Consider the following 18292-nt stretch of genomic DNA (forward strand, 5'->3'; position numbering starts at 1 on the left):
GGGGGGGGGGGGGCCGGGCGCGGGGGGGGGGGGGGGGGGGGGGGCGCCCCCCGGGCGGGTGGTCAGCGGGGCGTGCGCGGGCGGCGGGCCGCGTCCAGGGCGCGGCGGACCCGGCCGCGGGCCTGGCGGCGCGGGCTGATGAGGATCAGGGTGGCGCGGGGCGCGACGGCCAGGGTGCCGCCCGCCTTGACCTCGGTCTCGTCGGCGGTCTCGGCACCTGCGGCGGTGTCCACGGCGACCTGCCACGCTTCCCCGAAGGCCCGGTCGGGGAGGGTGAACTCGACCGGCTCGTGGTGGCTGTTGAGCAGGACGAGGAAGGAGTCGTCCACGATCCGGCCGCCGCGCGGGTCGGGTTCGCTGATGGCCTCGCCGTTGAGGAAGAGGGCGACCGCGTGGGCGTCGTCGCGGTGCCAGTCGACCTCCGCCATGGTGCGGCCGCCCGGCGTGAACCACACCGCGTCCCCGAGCCCGGGTCCCGGGGTGTCGCCGCGCAGGAAGCGGCGGCGCCGGAAGACCGGGTGGTCGCGCCGCAGGGTGATCAGCCGCCTGGTGAAGTCCAGCAGTTCGCTCTGCGCGGCGTCGAAGTCCCAGTGGGTCCAGGACAGTTCGTTGTCCTGGCAGTAGGCGTTGTTGTTGCCGTGCTGCGTACGGCCGAATTCGTCGCCGTGGCTGATCATCGGGACGCCCTGCGATATCAGCAGGGTGGTGAGCAGATTGCGCTGCTGGCGGGCCCGCAGGTCCAGCACGTCCTGGTCGTCGGTCTCGCCCTCGGCGCCGCAGTTCCAGGACCGGTTGTGGCTCTCCCCGTCGCGGTTGTCCTCGCCGTTGGCCTCGTTGTGCTTGTCGTTGTACGACACCAGGTCGCGCAGGGTGAAACCGTCGTGGCAGGTCACGAAGTTGACGCCGGCCCGGGGCCGGCGGCTGTCGTCCTGGTAGAGGTCGGAGGAACCGGTCAGCCGGGAGGCCAGGTCGGGCAGCGTGGAATTCTCGCCGCGCCAGAAGTCGCGCACGGTGTCCCGGTAGCGGCCGTTCCACTCGCTCCACAGCGGCGGGAAGTTGCCCACCTGGTAGCCGCCCTCGCCGACGTCCCACGGCTCGGCGATCAGCTTGACCCGGCTGACCACCGGGTCCTGCTGGACCAGGTCGAAGAACGCCGACAGCCGGTCCACCTCGTGGAACTGCCGGGCCAGCGTGGCCGCCAGGTCGAAGCGGAAGCCGTCCACGTGCATCTCGGTGACCCAGTAGCGCAGGCTGTCCATGATCAGCTGCAGCGCGTGCGGGCTGCGCATCAGCAGCGAGTTGCCGGTGCCCGTGGTGTCGAAGTAGTGCGCCGGGTCGTCGTCCACCAGCCGGTAGTAGGAGGCGTTGTCGATGCCGCGCATCGACAGGGTCGGACCGAGGTGGTTGCCCTCCGCGGTGTGGTTGTAGACCACGTCGAGGATCACTTCGACGCCGGCCGCGTGCAGGGCCTTGACCATCGACTTGAACTCGGTGACCTGCCCGCCCCGGCCGCCGGCCGAGGAGTAGCCGTTGTGCGGGGCGAAGAAGCCGATGGTGTTGTAGCCCCAGTAGTTGCGCAGCCCGCGGTCCAGCAGGTGGCCGTCCTGGACGAACTGGTGCACCGGCATCAGCTCGACCGTGGTCACGCCGAGCCCGGTCAGGTGGTCGAGCACCGCCGGGTGTGCCAGGCCCGCGTAGCTGCCGCGCAGGTGCCGCGGCAACAGCGGGTGCAGCTGGGTCAGGCCTTTGACGTGCGCCTCGTAGATCACCGACTCGTGGTAGGAGTGGCCCGGCGGCCGGTCGTCACCCCAGTCGAAGGCCGGGTCGGTCACCACGGACAGCATCGTGTGGCGCAGGCTGTCCGCGGTGTTCTGGCCCTCCGGGTCGCCGAAGGGGTAGCCGAACAGCGACTCGTGGCCGTCGGCCTGGCCGTCGATGGCCTTCGCGTACGGGTCGAGCAGCAGCTTGGCCGGGTTGCAGCGGTGCCCGTGCCACGGCTCGTAGGGGCCGTGCACCCGGTAGCCGTACCGCTGCCCGGGGCCGACCCCGGGCAGGTAGGCGTGCCAGATGAAGCCGTCGACCTCCGTCAGCTGCACGCGCCGCTCGCGCCGGCCGTGGTCGATCAGGCACAGCTCGACCTTGTCCGCTGCTTCCGAGAACAGCGCGAAATTCGTTCCCGAGCCGTCATACGTCGCCCCCAGCGGATACGCGCGACCGGTCCACTTCTGCATTCCTGCCCCCCTTCACCGGCCACCCACCGCGGCCCCAGCGCCGTCTACCCCGTGCCCCGCCGGCTAGCCCCGCCGGCGGCCATGCGCTGCGCCCGGCTCCGGAATCCGCGTGGCAGGCGGCGGGCGCGCCATAGACTTCGCTGCCATGCGCATAGCACGTACATCTCCTGGCGGCTCCGTTCCTGTCCGCGTCACCGCGATGGGCGCCGCCACGGCCGCCGCGCTCCTCGTCGCGGGCTGCTCGTCGGGCTCCGGGGGCGGCGGGTCGACGTCGTTGAAGGCACTGGGGCATCTGCGGGCCGACGCCAACGCCTCGAAGACGGTGACGTACCTCGACAGCGCCCGGGTACGGAAGCTGGGCGCGGCCGACCCGAAGCGCTTCAGCAGCGTCGGGCAGCCGGGCAGCGGGCTGCTGGGCGGCTACGAGCCCGCGCCGTGGGGGCCGAGCGTGACGGCGGCCCGGATCGACACCGCGGTCGATTCCAACGTCTCGGGCCACTGGGACGGTTCGTTCGACACGGCGGCCATCACCGCGTCGCTGAAGAAGAACGGCTACACCTCGCTCGACCAGGACGGCGAGCAGGTCTGGAAGCCGGCGGACGGCGATTCGGGGCCGAGGTTCGTGTTCTCCAGGAGCGAGATCCGGTACGCCACGGGGTCCACGCCGTTCTCCGCGGTCGACCCCGGCCACGACGACTCGCTGGCCGGCCAGCAGGACTACCGCGTCGTCGCGGACTGCCTCGGCGACGTGTACCGCGCCGACTTCAACGCCCTGACCGCCGCCAAGCCGGTCCGGCTGTCCGCCCTGGGCCAGCAGGCGGACGACGCGGGCAAGAACACCGAGGTGCTGTGCGTGGCGGTCAAGGACCGGGCGACCGCCGACCGCCTGGCGGACACGCTCCGCACGGTCGTCAAGGACCAGGCACCGAGGTTCGCCGGCACGGCGGTGACCGTGGACAAGGGCGACCACCCCGTGGTGCGCGCGAGCGTCCCCGACACCTCGGCCCAGCGCCCTGGCCGGCTGTTCCTGACCGACATGCAGCTGTGGCTGGCCGTCGGCAGGATGTGACACCGCCGACGCGGAGCGGACTGTCCGCACGGGTCCCCCGGCGCCCGCGCTTCGGGCCGGCTTTCGCATTACCCTGGCGGCTGTCCGACGATGTTATCCGCAGACCTTCACACCGCCAGGGGACCGCGTGGCCGTTCACGGACAGACAGCCGGGGCACCGGACCTGGACGAGCTGCGCCGGCGGGCCGCCGCGGCCGGCGTACCGCAGCGCGACGAGGGGCTGGTCGTCTGCGAGAACCTGGTGCGGATCTTCCAGACCGGGGGCGTCGAGGTACAGGCCCTGCAAGGGCTTGACCTGGCCGTCTCCCAGGGCGAGATGATCGCGGTGATCGGCGCCTCGGGCTCCGGGAAATCCACCCTGCTGGGCATACTCTCCGGGCAGGACGTGCCCACCGCGGGATCCGCCGAGGTCGCGGGACACGACCTGCTGGCGATGAAGCGCCGCGACCGGCTGGACTACCGGCGCTCCACCGTGGGCTTCGTCTGGCAGCAGACCGCCCGCAACCTGCTGCCCTACCTCACCGCGGCCGAGAACGTGATGCTGCCGATGACCTACACCGGGATCAGGCGCTCCCGGCGCCGCGCCCGCGCCGGGGAACTGCTCGACCTGCTCGGCGTCGGCCACTGCGCGGACCGCGACCCCGACCAGCTCTCCGGCGGCGAGCAGCAGCGGGTCGCGATCGCCGTGGCCAACGCCAACGAGCCCAAGGTGCTGTTCGCCGACGAGCCCACCGGCGAACTCGACACCGCCACCAGCGACGAGATCTTCGCCGCGCTGCGCCAGGCCAACGGGGAGCTGGGCGTCACCGTGATCGTGGTCACCCACGACGCGCTGGTCTCCGAGCAGGTCCAGCGCACCGTGCGGATCCGCAACGGCCGCACTTCGACCGAGGTGCTGCGCCGGGTCGCCACCGACGAGGACGGCGTCGAGGCCCTCACGGCCGAGGAGTACGCGGTGCTGGACCGCAACGGGCGGCTTCAGCTGCCGGGCGAGTTCACCGCGCAGCTGCACATGCGCAAGCGGGTGCGGCTGGCCCTGGAGGCCGACCACATCGGCGTATGGCCCGACGCCGCCGCGCGGCAGGCGAAGTCCGACGCGGAGGGCGCCGCAGCGGACAGCGACGACACGTAGCCGTACCGGCGCCTTCACCCGAGGCGCAGGACGGCTCCCAGGCGGCGCCTGCGGGCGAGGACGGTTTCCGTTGCCGCGGCGGCGAGCACCAGCAGGACCACGCCGATGACGAGGGCGAGCGTGAGGCCGTAGTCGGTCCGCAGCGCCGGCTGGGCCGGGCCGCCGGTGAACTGGCGCAGATTCAGCGTCCCGGCCATGAGCCGCGGTTCGAGCAGGCCGAGCAGGGTGCCGCCGACCGCTGCGGCCCCGGCGAGCGGGAGCAGTTGCAGGAAGTGCACCGCCCCGGCCTCTGTGCCGCCCAGTCCCAGCGTGCGCAGGAACGAGGTCGTACGGCTGCGTTCGTGAGAGGTGAGGACGAGTTCCAGGGCGACGGCCAGCAGGCCCGACAGGGCGGCCAGCAGCGAACAGACGGCGTAGACGGTGTCGATGCCCCGGGTCAGGCCGTCCTCGCGCAGGGCGCTCAGCGTCTGGGAGCGGGTCCGGACCTGCGCCAGCGGCCCGAGCGCCCTGGCCGCCGCCGACCGGAGCGCCGCGGCCCTGCTGGTGGCGGGGCCTTCGCCCCGGAGCAGCAGGACGGTGCTTCCCGCGGACTGCCGCGGCATCAGGTGCTCTGCGGCGGCGGCGGTGATCAGGATCGGCGTCCCTGCGGGGATCCGCGCCGTGACCGGCCCGAGCAGCGGGTCCCGCAGCTCCGCCGCGGTGAGGGTGCCGACAGGTTTGAGGGTCAGGTGCACGAGGGGACCGCCGCGGTCCTGAACGGTGGAGGTGAAGCCGCCGGTGTGCTCGCGGGCGCGCAGGCCGGGCGATATGACGGACGGGAGGGGGGCGTCCGCGGCGGCCGGTGCCGGCGGCGGGGTGCCCAGTGCGGACAGCAGTGCGCCGGCCAGCGGCGACGCCGGGGCGATGGCGGCCAGTTGCCGGGGGTCCACGGTGATCACCGCGACCGGGGAGATCACCGCGCCGTCGGACTGTCCCACCAGGTCCAGCGTGTGCAGCTGCTGGAGGGCGGTGCGGATCCCGGTCGTGCCGGTCAGCGCGCCCGGTGCCGGCGTCGTGGTCTCGGCGGTGGTCGCGCCCGCGTCGGCGCCGGTGCTCCAGGCCGCGCCCGCGGCCAGGCCGTCATCGATCGTACGCTGCACGAGGCCGCCGAAGACGGCCGTGCCCAGTGTCAGGACCAGGACGAACAGGGCCAGTCCGGTCGCCGGGGCGTCGTGCGCGGCCCGGGCCGCTCCGATGAAGCCCACCGCCCCCCTGCCGCGACGGGCCCGGCGCAGCAGGAGCCGCAGGAGCAGCGGGTAGATCCGCAGCGCGAGCAGCACGACGGCCAGCGCCACCACGGCCGGCACCGTGCCCAGTATCCAGTCGGGTCCCTGCGAGCGCAGCGCGGCCACACCCGCGACCGCCGCCAGCAGCACCGTCGCCTCCAGGACCACCCGCCGGCCGACGAGGGTCCGGCGCGAGCGCCGGAGCCGTCCTGGCCTGGCCGGCTCGCGGACCGCGAGCCAGGTCATCAGCGGCACCGTCAGCGCCACCGTCGCGGCGGCGAGGACGGCGACCAGCGGCTGCGGCGACCCGGAGGTCCCGGTGGGAGCGAGGTGCAGGCCGCCCGCCCAGCCCAGCTGGGCTGCGACCAGCACTACCGGCCATGCCATGGCGCTGCGCAGCAGGACCAGCCGCACCGTGGACGCGCCCCGCGCGCGCTGCAGCCGCAGGTGCCTCCTTCTGCGGCGCAGCAGCAGCCGCACCGCGACCGCGGTGGTGGCCAGCGCCACGGCGGCCAGCGAGTCGACGGCGAAGGCCGCGAGCCCGCGGGCCTGCCGGTCCTGCGCGGTGAAGGTGTCGAGGAGCGGCGTCAGCGAGTCGGTCACCACGAGGGGGCCGGTGGCCTGGCTGCCGACCCGGCAGCTGACGTCGCCGGTATAGACGTCGGCTCCTTGGCACAGGTCCGCGTTCAGGTCCGCGCCGAAGTGGGACAGGGACCCGGTCAGCGCGCGGGCCTCGTCCAGCGCCGCCTGGCGCAGGTCGGCCCGCAGCTGCCAGGTCACCAGCGGACCCGGCACCCCGGCGTGGGCCAGCAGGTCGGCGGCGTCGGTGCCGACCAGGCCGCGTGCGGCGAGAACGGTGCCGGCGGATCGCTGCTCCGGATAGCGCGACGGCTGGGCCAGCGTCGGCTGGCCGCTCCAGAAGTCGTCGGTCCCGGTCACCTCGCTGAACACCCCGCTCACCACGAGCACCGCCCGGGGAGGCGCCTGCTGCATGCCGGGCACCGGGTCGAATTCGAGGGTGAGCCGGCTGCCGTCCCGCACTCCCAGCGCCTGCGCGGTGGTCTGCGACAGCCCGATCTGCGGCGCCGTGCCCGGCGGCGTACGGTCGGCCGGCGCGTGGCCGCTGGCGTAGCGCAGATGGGCCTGCGCGCTCGGCAGGTGGCTGAGCGACAGCTTGGTGCTGGTGATCCCGCGCCCCGGCGGGAGCGGCGAGGCCAGTGACGCCTTGTTGTAGTCGTAGCCGCCGCTGCCGGCGAAGGTGAGGTGCCGCGCCGCGGAGCCGCCGAGCCGGTCGTCGAGACCGCGGCCGTCGCTGAGCAGGGTGGCCATGGCCACGCTGGGCGATTCGGTGTCGAAGACCTCGGGCACGGTACTCAGGGTGACCAGGGGGACCTGGCTCTGCGCGGCGGCGACCCGTTGCCGCAGCGCCCGGTCCTCCTGGCGGCCCGCGACCGCGGGGGCCCAGGCGCACAGTCCCGCCAGTATCAGGGCCAGCGCCGCCAGGCAGACGAGCAGCGGCAGATCGCCCCGGGCCTCTTTGCGTATCAGACGCAGCGTCATCGCCGCGCCCGTCCCGGAAGGTCGTGTCACCGTCCGCCCCTTCCGGTCGTGTGCGGATGCGCGGCCGTCTCCGGGTGCCCGGTCCTGTCCGGGTGCCCGGCCGTGTCCGGGTGCCCGGCCGTGTCCGGGTGCCCGGCCGTCTCCGGGTGCCCGGCCGTCTCCGGGTGGGCGGTCGTGTCCGGCTGCCGGTCCTGTCCGAGAGCGCGGTCACGTCCGGGCGCGCGGTCCTGTCCGGGTGCCCGGTCCTGTCCGGGTGCCCGGTCCTGTCCGGGTGCCCGGTCGCGTCCGGGTGTGCGCCTCAACGGTCTTCCCCCGCTCGCAGGACGCGTACGAGGTCCACCCGGGCCAGCAGCCGGGCCAGCGCCAGCACGACCGCGCTGATGGCGAGCGCGGTCGCCACCGCGGTCACCGCCACGGTGCCCCACGGCACGACCACGGGCAGCGGCGGATACGGGGCCTTCCCGCTGTCGTCCACGGTGACCAGTGGCAGCACCGCCGACGCCAGGGCCATGCCCATCAGCGCTCCCGGGACCACCGCGAACAGGGCCAGGCTCAGTTGCTCCGCGCCCAGCAGCGCGGACAGTCGCCGGGAGCGGACGCCGATCGCCCGCAGCAGGGCGAATTCCTTGCGGCGCTGCCGGGTGGAGATCACCGCGTGGACGGTGAAGGCGATGACCGCGAAGCAGGGGGCCAGATACCGGACCAGTTCCAGCACCCGGCGCAGCCCGCTGCGGAACGGGTCGGACTGAAGTGCCTCGGCGGTGCCCGCCGTGCTGGTCACCCGGCCGAGCGCGGGCTGCGCCCGGGCGGCGGCAGCGGTGCGCGCGCTGTCGGCGCTGCTGATCCACCAGAAGTCGGGATCCTGCTGGAGGGCGCCGGCAAGGGTCACCGCGCTGGCGAGCTGGCGCTGGTCGGCGATCAAGTGCCCCTGCCCGTGCCCCAGTCCGCGCAGCGAGTCGACCAGGCCGACGATCCTGGCGGGCACCGGGTCGCCGGGGCCGAGGTCCAAGGTGGTGGTGCTGCCCACGGCGAGGTGGGCGTCGCGCAGCACCTGGGCGTCGGCGCGCACCGGGAGCGGGGCCGGCCCGCCGACCGGGCTCGCCGCGAACCGCACCTGGCCGCCGGGCTGGGTTTCGGCGGCCTCGGTGTCGGCGGGGTCGCCGTCGACCGGCTGGGGGTCCCGCAGGCCGGTGCTGATGGTGGCCCTCAGCACATCGGGGCCGCCGGGGCGAACCGCGCACACGCCCGGGACGCCGAGACCGTAGTTGTATCCGCTGGAGGTGTCGCCCTTGCAGGCCTGCGCGGTGGCGTCCGCGGCGTGGTCGGTGCGGTCGGCCCACACCTGCCCGCCGGGCAGGCCGGCGGCCCAGCTGTCCGCGGTGCCGCGTGAGCCGACCCGGATCAGGTCCAGGTCCAGAAGGGCGGGACGCACGTTCGGCTGCGGCACGACGTTGAGGGCGGTCACCGTCAGCGGGTACGCGCGCGGGTGGCCGCCGCTCAGCGCGACGTCCAGGGGGACCACGACCGTGTGCCTGGCTCCGTCTGCGGCGGGCAGGACGGCGGTCACGGTGCTGTCCAGGCCGGCGGCGTCCTGCACGGTCAGTTGCAGCCGCGGTGCCGCGGTGCTGCCGTCGCTGCGCAGCCTCTCGTCCAGCAGCAGCGCGGTCGGACGTCCGGGGAAGGTGATCCCGAAGGGAGCCGGCGCGGGTGTGCGGGGGGCGGGACCGGCGATGGTGCCGACCAGGTTCTCGGTGGCCCCGCCGGGCAGGTTCGCCGTCGTCCCGGTCACCGGCGCCACGGCCGTCACCGCGGGCAGCGCGCGATAGGCGGCGATCAGCACCGCCGTGGGGTAGCTGTCCTGCTTGCCCGGGTCGATCCTGACGTCCGCGCCGACCGTGAAGGCGGCCTGCACGGAGGCGAGGCCGCCGAGGCAGGCCAGCGCGGTGGTGGCGAAGGCGCTCACGGACACGGCCAGGCACATCAGCACCACCGGGCCGGCGTTGCGCGCGGCACGCCGGCTCAGCTGCCACCCGGCCAGCGCGACGACCAGGCCTCTGCTGCGGCGGCCGACCGCGTCCAGCAGCCGGGAGGTCAGCGGCAGCAGCCGCAGCAGCAGGAGCGCGGCGGCCCCGCTCGCCAGGGCCGGGACGAAGACCAGCACCGGGTCCACGGACACCGCGCCGCCGAGCCCGCCGCCCGCGAGCCGGCCGGCGATCAGCGAGTGGTGCCGCCGCAGCTCCAGATACCCCAGCACCGCGACGGCCAGCAGCGCCAGATCGGCGCCGAGCCGCTGCGCGGCGGCGGCCCGCGCGCCCCGGACCGCCTGTACCCGCGGCGTCGGCAGCACGGGCAGCAGCACCGCCCCGGCGTGCACCAGCAGGGTCAGGCCCACCGCCGCCCAGGCGTCACGGCCGGGGCCGCCGGGATGCAGCAGCCGGGCCACGTACGGTGCGGCGAGGGCGGCGGGCACGCCGGTGAGTGCCCATTCGACCGTCGCGCCGCGCAGCAGCCGCGGGGTGCCGGAGCCCCTGGCCTGCTGCAGGGCGAAGTCACCGCGCCGCCGCTCGGTCATCTGACGGGCGGCCAGTACCAGGGCGGCGAGGGCGAGGGCGGCCAGCATCACGCTCGGCAGGTACAGCGCGGACCGGGCCGCCACGGTCGGCACCGCCAGGGCGTCGATCGCGCCCGGGAGTCCTGAGGTCGCGGCCAGGTCGTCCAGCGACGGCTGCCGCCCGCGGAAGACCGACACGGCGGTCCGGCTGCCGGTGAAGTTGCGGACCCGGTCGCGCAGGCCCGGCAGGCTCCCCGCGTCGAGCCGGTCGAAGTCGGGCAGCACGCTCCAGCGGGCCGTCAGCTGGCCGTTGAGGACAGCGCTTCCGTTCAGGGCCGCGGGTGAGACCACCAGCAGTTCCTGGCTGGCGGTCTCACCGTCGGTCAGGTCCCCGGCCATGGCGGACCAGAAGCCGACGGCGCCGGCCGCGCGGAAGACGCCGGTGATCCGGACGGTCATGCCGCGGCTGAAGGCGTCCTGCACCTGGAGGCGGGACCCGGGCGCGAGCCCGAGGCGCTGGGCCAGTTGCTGCGGTACCGCGGCATCCACCGGGGCGGTGGAACCGGTGGCGACGCGGACAGCGGGCAGGGAGGTGAAGGCACCGGCAGGGGCGTCCGCCGTACGGTCGGGCCAGTGTCCGGCGACCAACTGCCCGAATCCGCCCGCGTCCTGCACGGCGACCGGGTGCAGCCCGCTGCCGCCGGGACCGCGCGGCGCGCCCGCGGCTCCGTCGATGCTCGTCACCGAGACCGGCGAGGTGCCCAGCAGTCCCACGTAGGTGCGCTGCGGCACCCCGGCGAAGACCTCGGCGCCGGCGGCCCGGACGCCCTGATCGGCCGCCGCCATTCCCCCGGCCCGGTAGGAGGCGTTGACCGACACCTGCGTGTCGAGGTCGGCCGCCAGCCGCCGTACGGTCTCGGACTGGACCGAACCGCCCGCCAGCGCGGCCAGGGCGGACAGCGCCGTCGCGCACAGCAGTACGGTCGCCGCGACGGCGGCCAGGACCAGGCCGTGCTGGGTCGAGCGTCTGGCGACGGCGGGAAGGCGCCGCCGGGGCCGGTGCGGAACCCCCGGCCGACGCCGCGCCGAAGACCGAAAAGCCGTGGCGACCACATGAACCCCCGCGATATCGAACATGTGACGGCACGGCGCGTCACAGTCCTACCAGGGGTGGAGCGGGCGGCGCAAGAAACCCGGTCACGCACCGGTCGCAGCCGGCGCCGGCACGGCCAGGACCGGCCGGCAGCCGCGCCGCGCTCAGCCGGTGAGTTCGGCGTACGCGGTGACCTTGTCGATCCGGCCGCGCACCAGCAACTCCCCCTCCACCGCGTTGCGCTCGCCGAACTCCGCCGCCCGGTCCTCACCCATGTAGCGCGCGCCGATCCGGGTCGCCCAGGTCCGCAGTTCCGCCAGGTCCTCGATCAGCTCGGCCGTGCACTCCAGCAGCACGAAGGAGTACGGGGGCTCCTGGTCGTCCACGCACAGCGCGAAATGCGGGTCGCGGCTCAGCGCCCGGCCCTTGACCGAGGTCGCGCCGGTGTTGAGGACCACGTGCACGTCGTCCGGGTCGCTGTCGTCCACCAGGAACCAGACGGGCGTCACATGCGGACGGCCGTCCTTGCGCTGGACGGCGAGCTTGCCGGTGCGGGTGCCGGTCGACGCGAAAGTACGCCACTGGGTGGCGGTCATCTGTTCCATGACCGCCAGATTAGGGGCTTTCCGGGCGCCTGCCGTGGATCGGCGTGCCGCGTCGGACCGGCATGGCGCGCCGGACCGGTGCCGGATCGGACCGGTGCGTCGGTCACGGCGGCACCGCTCCCAGCACGTCGCCCAGGCCCGCCGACGGCCCGGCGCTCACGAACGCGTCGAGGAAGGCGGTGAGGCGGTCCCGGTGGCCGTCGATCTCGTCCCGCGCGTACACCGCGGGGTTCGCGTCGATGTCGACGACGAGGGTCGCCTCCCCGGACTCCCCCGCTTCCCCCGACGCTCCCCGGGCCTCGTAGACCGCCAGGGACAGGTCGTCGATCGGGCCGGTGCTGAGGTTCCTGGCGAAACCGCGCACCCCGGCGAAGTCGAACTCCCGGGCGAACGGCATGAGGTTGACCAGCGGCCCGTACAGAGGGCCGGGCCTCCCGGTCGCACGCAGGTGCCGGCGCATGTCCTCCTGGCGGAAGCGCTGGTGCCGCAGCACCCGGCTCATGGCGTCGCCCACCTGCTCGGCGTAGTTCCCGACGGTCCCGGAAGGGCGGACGTCCAGACGCAGCGGAAGGATGTTGGAGATCATGCCGGGGACGCCGGCCGCGCCGATCCCGGAGCGGCCCGAGGAGAAGAGGCCGAGGACGACCTCCTCGGCCTCGCGGACCGCGCCGAGGTAGGCGGCGGCGCAGGCGGTGACGAGGACCGGCCAGCTCGTCCCCAGGTCCAGCTCCGCCCGGGTGATCCGGCGGAACAGGCCGGGCGGCAGCACCGCGGACGAGCGCAGGAAGGTCTCCGACGCCGGGGCCGGCGGCGCGGCGGACAGCAGGACAGGGCGGGGCTGCGCGGCCAGCTGCCCGGTCCAGAAGGCCCGGTCCGCGCGGAAGCGGTCGGAGCGGCGGTAGGCCGCCTCGTCCGCGACCAGTTCCGCCAGCGGCGGGAAGGCGGGGCCGCGGCCGGCGCCCGCGGTGGTCAGCGCCGTGTAGAGGGCGGCGGTCCTGCGGGTCAGCAGGGCGAGGCTGAAGGCGTCCACGAGGAGCGTGTGCACGCGCTGGTACCAGATGTGGTGCCGGTCCCCCAGCCGCAGGAGCAGGTGGCCGGCCAGCGGGCCGGCGGCGATGTCGACCTTCCGTCCGAGGTCGTCCCGCATCCGGTCCAGGGCCTCGCGCCGCGGATCGGCGTGGGAGCGGAGGTCCGCCGTCCGCAGCGGCGCGCCCGCCTGCGCCCTGACGACCTGGCGCGGCCCGTCCGGCGTTTCCGCGAACCCGGCCCTGAGCGCCTCCGCCTCCTCGGCCACCTGGCGCAGGGCCAGCGAGAACGCGGGGACGTCCAGGTCGCCGAACAGCTCCAGGTACTCCGCGGAGTTGAACGACGGGCTGCCGGGTTCTGCCGCCATGTCCGCCCAGATGCCGCGCTGGGCGCCGGTCAGCCCCAGGGTCTCCGCCGGCCTGCCCCGCACTGCGCCCCCTCGTTGCCGCTCGTCGCCGGTTGTCGCCGCGGGGCCGGACACGACACGTACGTCCCCGGCCCCGCGGAAGGATGGGAGGACCGCCGGGCGTCAGAACTCCAGCAGGTTCTCGCGCAGCGTCGCCCCGGGCGTGTACGCCGACCGGGTCAGGCCGCGGCGCTGCAAGGCCGGGACGAGTCCGTCGGTGACCTCGGCGACGTAGCGGCGGTTCATCCGCAGCAGGGGCGTCGTGAGGATGAACCCGTCGCCGCCGACCTCGTCCATCACCTCGCCCATGCGGTCCGCGACCTGGTCGGGGGTGCCGACCAGCTCCACGGAGGACACCAGCCCGCCGGCGCCGTCCATCACCAGCTCGCGCAGCGTCTTGTCGGTCCCCCACTGCTGGAATTTGTCCAGGGTGCCCTGCTCGCCGTTGGTCTCCAGCCTGTACGGCAGCGGCTTGTCGACGTCGAACTGCGCGAAGTCGATCTCGGTGAGGGCGGACATCTGGGCGAGGATGTCCCTGATGAACTGGGGCGAGGAGACGGTCCTGGCCTGCTTCTGGCGGGCGTCCTCCTCCGTGTCGCCCAGGGTCGGGGTCACGCAGAACAGCACCCTGATTCCGGCGGGGTCGCGGCCCAGCCTCCTGGCCCGGTCGTGGATGTCGTCGCGGAAGGCCTTCATGCTCTCCGGGCCGTTGGCGATGGCGATGATCGAGTCGGCGTTGCGGGCGGCGAAGTCCCGGCCCGCGGGAGAGGCGCCGGCCTGGACGAACGCGGGGCGGTGCTGGGGCGAGGGCACGGTGTTCAGCGGGCCGCGCACCTGGAAGTACTCGCCCTTGAAGTTGATCGGGCGGACCTTGGTGTGGTCGGCGTAGACCCCCTTGTCCCGGTCGAGCACGACCGCGTCCTTGTCCCAGGAGGCGAACAGCTGCTTGACCACCTCGACGTACTCGTCCGCCATCGCGTAGCGGACGTCGCGCGGCGGCAGCTTGTCCATGCCGAAGTTCTGGGCGGCCAGGTCCTCGGCGCTGGTGACGATGTTCCAGCCGTAGCGCCCGCCGAGCATGCTGTCCATGGTGGAGGCCAGGCGCGCGGTCATGAACGGCGGATAGGCCAGCGTGGACAGCGTGGTGACGATGCCGAGGTGCGAGGTGGCCAGCCCCATGGCGACGGCGAGCGGGACGGGGTCGTGCTTGGGCACGATCATCGCCTGCGTGAGCGCCGCCTCCCGCGAACCGCCGTAGCTCTCGGGCACCATGAGCTTGTCCTCGACGATGACGAAGTCGAAACAGGCCCGCTCCAGCGCCTGGGCCACACCGGTGTGGAACGCGCCGTCCCAGGGCGAGCCGCCGGTGCCGAACGGGCCGCGCCACTCGTCCGCGGCGAAGTCGAAGATGAAGGCCAGATGGAATTTACGCGTCACGGCTGCGTCCCTTCTGTAGTGGCGGCCGCCCGGCGGGTCCCGTCCCGTCCGCCGCGCGCCCGCAGGAGCCCGGCGCCTTCGCGCACCATGGCCACCGCCTCGTCGGTCACATGGCGGAAGAGCTTCTCGCCCAGCTCGGCGCTCGATCCCGAGGTCGGCGACAGGACGCCGTCGGTGCTGATCAGGTCCACGTCGACGGGGTGGAGGTACACCCCGGCGCGCGGCGGGGTGTCGTGGTCCGGCCGCAGGTCGGTGACCAGGTCCGGCCGCAGATGGAGCATCAGGCTCGTCTCGGTCACCCCCGCGTGCTCCGCGTGCCAGCCGGGGAAGGCGTCGGTCTCGGCGGCGATCCAGGACTCCTGCACCAGGCTCCACCAGCTGAAGGCGAAGACCTCCTTGCCGTCGAGCAGGCCCTCCTGGCGCACCTGGTCGAGCGCCTCGAAGATGTACGGCTCGTTCTCGAAGTGCCCGTTCACCACGACCAGCCGGGCCATCGGCAGGCCCAGCAGCGACCGCAGCGCCTCGCGCAGGAACCGGACCAGGGTGTCCCCGCCGACGTACACGGTGCCGGGGAAGGACAGTCCACCGCCGCTCTGCGGCAGCGACCGCGCGGCGATCGACTGCACCGGCAGGGTGAACCCGCCCAGTTCGCCGGCAATCTCGCGGGCGAACTCCTCGGCGAGCACGGCGTCGACGGACAGCGGCAGGTGCGGGCCGTGCTGCTCGGTGGCCCCGATGGGCCAGACGACGGTCCGGCCGGTCACCCGGTCGGTGATCCGGGCACTGGTGAGGTCGGCGAGCGGCCCGGCCATCAGGTCGCCACCTCCATCGTCGGGGTGATGGCGGGGGCCGCCCCCGACAGGACGTCGCCGGTCTCGGCGACGATCCGCTCCAAGGTGCCGTACATGTCGGTGTGCAGCGCCGTGTACACCTGCGCCACGTCCGCGCCGGCGTTCAGGTAGTCCGCCACGTCACGGCCGGAGCCGACGCCGCCGCAGCCCATGACGGGCAGGTCGAACCCGCGCTTGCGCAAGCGCCAGATGGCCGCGAGCACCAGCGGCTTGATGCCGGGACCCGAGTAGCCGTAGGTGCCGCCGAGTTCCAGCTCGCCGGTCAGCGGGGACACCGCCGCGCCGGGGATGGTGTCGCTCATGGTGATGGCGTCCGCGCCGCCGGCGACCGCGGCCCGCACCCGCTCCTCCAGGGCGTCGCCGACGGCCACCTTGACCGAGAAGGGCAGCGCGACCCTGCTGCGGGTCTCTGCGGTGTACGCGAACACCCGCTCGGGGTCGTCGTCCCCGAAGCCGGTCTCGTCGTTGAGGCACGAGATGCCCAGTTCCAGCGCCCGGCAGCCGGTGCGCTCGACCTCCCGCGCCAGCTCGCCCAGCTCCACCGGCGTGTCGGCGTGGAGGGAGGCGATGACCGGCAGCCCCTCCTGCGCACAGGAGCGCAGGACCCGCAGCCAGTGGTCGACGGGGCGTTTGGAGTACGTGGTGCTGTTCAGCATGCCGATGGGCAGCCGCAGGATCCGCTCGTCCAGCCCCTGCGGAGGGCTGGGGTGGATGGTCTTGGTGACCACGGCTCCCGCGCCCGAGGCCAGCAGTCTGCGGATGTTGCGCTCCTGGTCGGTCAGGAGTCCGGATCCGACGACCACCGGATTCTTGATGCGCAGGCCCAGGATGGGAAAGTCGGGCACGTGGCTCTCCCTCGAAAGAGGACGGGGTGCGAGTGGGGGGCGGCCGGGCGGCTAGGCGGACCTGACGGCGTCCTCCTGCTGGTCCAGGGCCGCGAGGACGGTTTCGATCAGCAGCCCGGGCTTCTCGTTGAACTCGTCGAAGCCGATGGCCCGTACCGAGCCGACGCGGCTGAGCCCCTTGAGGAGGTGACTCGCCGAGTCCACGAAGGGCTGCGGGGTGATGAGCACGATGGGCCGCCCCAGGGCCGTGGCCCAGCCGAGTTCGATGTGGGTGCCGTCCGTCCGGTGCAGGGTCCGATCGGGCAGGACCGGGAGAATCGGCACGAAGATGTCGCATTTCTTCATCCACTGGAAATCCCGCACCGACACCTGTTCGGGCGTGAAAGCCGCCGTCTCCGCGCCGAACTTCTCGGCCACATGCGCCGAGAAGACATTTCCGCCGTGCTCGCGGACCGCGTTGATCGCCCGGAGGAACGTGTCCCGCAGGGGGCCGGGGAAGCCCTGGACAATGGCGTGCTGTATCGGCCCTCCGATGAAGACATCGAACCCCGCGAGCAGGCCCCGATGGTTCGCGGCAGAGTCCATTTCGTCGACACTCTCCTCTGTGAAGGGGGATCGGTGTTCTCCGCCCGGGCGGAATCTCCGGAATACCGGGAATCCCGTCCCCGGCCGTCGGCCGATTCAGCCGGCGGCGCCGCAGCCCGCCTGTGCTCGACGGCCCCTGCCGGGCGGCAGCGGCGGCCGGGCGGCAGCGGCGCCGGGCGATCGGTCGTCGCCCGCGACGCGGAATCGCGCGGGACCGAGGTGTCCCCGGGCGGCCCCACGGGCGGCCGGGCCTGCCCGACCGCCCGGCGTGTCGTGCCGCGAGCTGCCCGTTCGGGCATCCGGGCCCGGGACCCCGTGCCCGCCGCGCGGCTGCGCGGGGGGATCGGGCAGGGCGCGCCGCCCCGCTCGTCCGGACGCGGCCGGCGTACGGTCGGGCGCGCACGCGAAGACGGCGGGCACGGTTGCCCGTTGGGACAGCGGTGGGTGCCCGCTCCGGGAGGACGACCACCGAGCGGCTTCGTCTACGGCCATACCCCTCAGTCGACACGGTCTCGTCCTGCGGAGTCCAACACCGGTAGGCTGTGGGACGACAGTGGTCCGCTGTGACAGCAGGTGGGGATGGTGACGGAGACTGTGGCGCTGTATGGCTTTGCTTACTGCGGGCTCATGCTCGACGCGTGCAATTCCGTGGACTAGCGCATATGGAACTTGATTTACGCCTCATACGCTATGCGGTGATCCTGGCAGATGAGTTGCACTTCGGGCGTGCCGCTCAAAGGTTACTGATTGCCCAGCAGACATTGTCCTCGCAGATCGTCCAGCTCGAAGCCGGGCTGGGGGTCGTGCTGTTCATCCGGGACCGCCGTCATGTCGAGCTGACACCGGCCGGGAAGTTGTTCGTCGACCGCGGCCGGCGGCTGCTCGCCGAGGCCCGGAACATGGTCGTGGAGTTCAGCAGGACCGCGCCGCTGCTGCGGGTCGACGTGATCACCGAGGGCCTGCCCACCACCGACCTCATCGCGCGGCAACTGCGCTCGCGCTTGCCCGAGGTGACACTGGAGGTCGTGCAGGGGCAGGGTTTCACCGTCGCCGTGACCAGTCTCGTCCAGGGCAGGACCGACCTCGCCTTCGGCCGGGTGAACGGCCTCGACGGCCCCCTGCCCAAGGCGCTCCAGCACCGGTTGGTGCGGCTGGAGCCGATGGGCGTGGTCCTGCCCGCGGACCACGGGCTGGCCGGGCGCGACGCCGTCCGGATGGCGGAGCTGGCCGATCACCCGCTGCTGCTGCACATCGCGGAGGAGGCGGCCGACTGGCAGGACTGGAACGAGCAGGTCGTCGCCGAATTCGGCCTGGAGGTCGGGTACCGCATGCGCGGGCACGGCCGCAGCGCGGCCAACGCGGCGGTGGCCGCCTACCGCGCCCCGTCGCTGGGGCCGCTGCTCGCACCGGCCGCCGACGGCGTGGTGGTGCGGCCGGTGGTCGACCCGGTACCGGTCTATCCCTTCTCGGCGGTCTGGCGGTCGGGGCGGCCGAGCAGGCCGCTGGACGGCGCCATCACCGCCGTCCGCGGCATCGCCGACGAGAGCGGCTGGCTGGAGCCGCCGCCCCGGGAGTGGTGGATGCCCGCCGCCGACCGCGCCTGACCCGGCACGTTCACGGCGACGCGACGGCGCCC

At 73.7% G+C, this 18292-nt stretch carries 12 protein-coding genes; 3 read left to right on the forward strand and 9 right to left on the reverse strand.

Going from position 1 to position 18292, the window contains the following annotated elements; all coding sequences use genetic code 11:
• Positions 1-62 precede the first annotated feature (62 nt).
• A complete protein-coding gene (gene glgX, locus V7E46_RS05470; RefSeq protein WP_333767342.1) occupies positions 63-2231 on the reverse strand; it encodes a glycogen debranching protein GlgX in 2169 nt (722 codons plus the stop codon).
• 145 nt (positions 2232-2376) lie between these two features.
• Between glgX and V7E46_RS05475 the strand changes: the two genes are divergently transcribed.
• Positions 2377-3300 carry a hypothetical protein gene (locus V7E46_RS05475; RefSeq protein WP_333767343.1) on the forward strand — a complete coding sequence of 308 codons (924 nt, stop codon included), beginning with the start codon at positions 2377-2379 and terminating at the stop codon, positions 3298-3300.
• Between the two features lie 127 nt (positions 3301-3427).
• The gene (locus tag V7E46_RS05480) at positions 3428-4432 is read left to right on the forward strand and encodes an ABC transporter ATP-binding protein (RefSeq protein WP_443053997.1); all 1005 of its coding nucleotides are present in this window, start codon (positions 3428-3430) and stop codon (positions 4430-4432) included.
• A 14-nt stretch (positions 4433-4446) separates the two neighbouring features.
• Here V7E46_RS05480 and V7E46_RS05485 read toward each other — a convergent pair whose 3' ends face one another.
• From V7E46_RS05485 to V7E46_RS05520, 8 genes are all read right to left on the reverse strand, one after another.
• A complete protein-coding gene (locus V7E46_RS05485; RefSeq protein WP_333767344.1) occupies positions 4447-7287 on the reverse strand; it encodes a hypothetical protein in 2841 nt (946 codons plus the stop codon).
• 268 nt (positions 7288-7555) lie between these two features.
• Positions 7556-10945 carry an ABC transporter permease gene (locus tag V7E46_RS05490; protein ID WP_333767345.1) on the reverse strand — a complete coding sequence of 1130 codons (3390 nt, stop codon included), beginning with the start codon at positions 10943-10945 and terminating at the stop codon, positions 7556-7558.
• A gap of 120 nt (positions 10946-11065) precedes the next feature.
• Positions 11066-11506 carry a PPOX class F420-dependent oxidoreductase gene (locus V7E46_RS05495; protein ID WP_333767346.1) on the reverse strand — a complete coding sequence of 147 codons (441 nt, stop codon included), beginning with the start codon at positions 11504-11506 and terminating at the stop codon, positions 11066-11068.
• 103 nt (positions 11507-11609) lie between these two features.
• Positions 11610-12962, reverse strand: coding sequence for a condensation domain-containing protein (locus V7E46_RS05500; protein ID WP_333767347.1), 1353 nt, complete (start codon positions 12960-12962; stop codon positions 11610-11612).
• A 99-nt stretch (positions 12963-13061) separates the two neighbouring features.
• Positions 13062-14375 (reverse strand): NtaA/DmoA family FMN-dependent monooxygenase, encoded by a 1314-nt coding sequence (locus V7E46_RS05505; protein ID WP_333767348.1) that lies wholly within the window; start codon positions 14373-14375, stop codon positions 13062-13064.
• Positions 14372-15187 carry a creatininase family protein gene (locus V7E46_RS05510; protein WP_333767349.1) on the reverse strand — a complete coding sequence of 272 codons (816 nt, stop codon included), beginning with the start codon at positions 15185-15187 and terminating at the stop codon, positions 14372-14374. Before V7E46_RS05510 ends, V7E46_RS05505 begins: the two co-directional genes overlap by 4 nt.
• Positions 15187-16071: a dihydroorotate dehydrogenase gene (locus V7E46_RS05515; RefSeq protein ID WP_333767350.1), complete on the reverse strand. Its 885-nt coding sequence runs from the start codon at positions 16069-16071 to the stop codon at positions 15187-15189. Before V7E46_RS05515 ends, V7E46_RS05510 begins: the two co-directional genes overlap by 1 nt.
• Before the next feature lie 51 nt (positions 16072-16122).
• Positions 16123-16656, reverse strand: a complete 534-nt coding sequence (locus V7E46_RS05520) for a nucleoside 2-deoxyribosyltransferase (RefSeq protein WP_333767351.1) — start codon at positions 16654-16656, stop codon at positions 16123-16125.
• Positions 16657-17318: 662 nt separating this feature from the next.
• Here V7E46_RS05520 and V7E46_RS05525 point away from each other — a divergent pair.
• A complete protein-coding gene (locus V7E46_RS05525; protein WP_333767352.1) occupies positions 17319-18260 on the forward strand; it encodes a LysR family transcriptional regulator in 942 nt (313 codons plus the stop codon).
• Positions 18261-18292: the final 32 nt, after the last annotated feature.

Source organism: Streptomyces sp. IBSBF 2435 (assembly GCF_036815005.1).
GTDB lineage: Bacteria > Actinomycetota > Actinomycetes > Streptomycetales > Streptomycetaceae > Actinacidiphila.

Bases quoted from the DNA above. Each gene is read 5' to 3' on its own strand.
- V7E46_RS05490 (WP_333767345.1), bottom strand. From the start codon at position 10,945: ATGTTCGATATCGCGGGGGTTCATGTGGTCGCCACGGCTTTTCGGTCT.
- glgX (WP_333767342.1), bottom strand. From the start codon at position 2,231: ATGCAGAAGTGGACCGGTCGCGCGTATCCGCTGGGGGCGACGTATGAC.
- V7E46_RS05495 (WP_333767346.1), bottom strand. From the start codon at position 11,506: ATGGAACAGATGACCGCCACCCAGTGGCGTACTTTCGCGTCGACCGGC.
- V7E46_RS05475 (WP_333767343.1), top strand. From the start codon at position 2,377: ATGCGCATAGCACGTACATCTCCTGGCGGCTCCGTTCCTGTCCGCGTC.
- V7E46_RS05520 (WP_333767351.1), bottom strand. From the start codon at position 16,656: ATGGACTCTGCCGCGAACCATCGGGGCCTGCTCGCGGGGTTCGATGTC.
- V7E46_RS05525 (WP_333767352.1), top strand. From the start codon at position 17,319: ATGGAACTTGATTTACGCCTCATACGCTATGCGGTGATCCTGGCAGAT.
- V7E46_RS05510 (WP_333767349.1), bottom strand. From the start codon at position 15,187: ATGGCCGGGCCGCTCGCCGACCTCACCAGTGCCCGGATCACCGACCGG.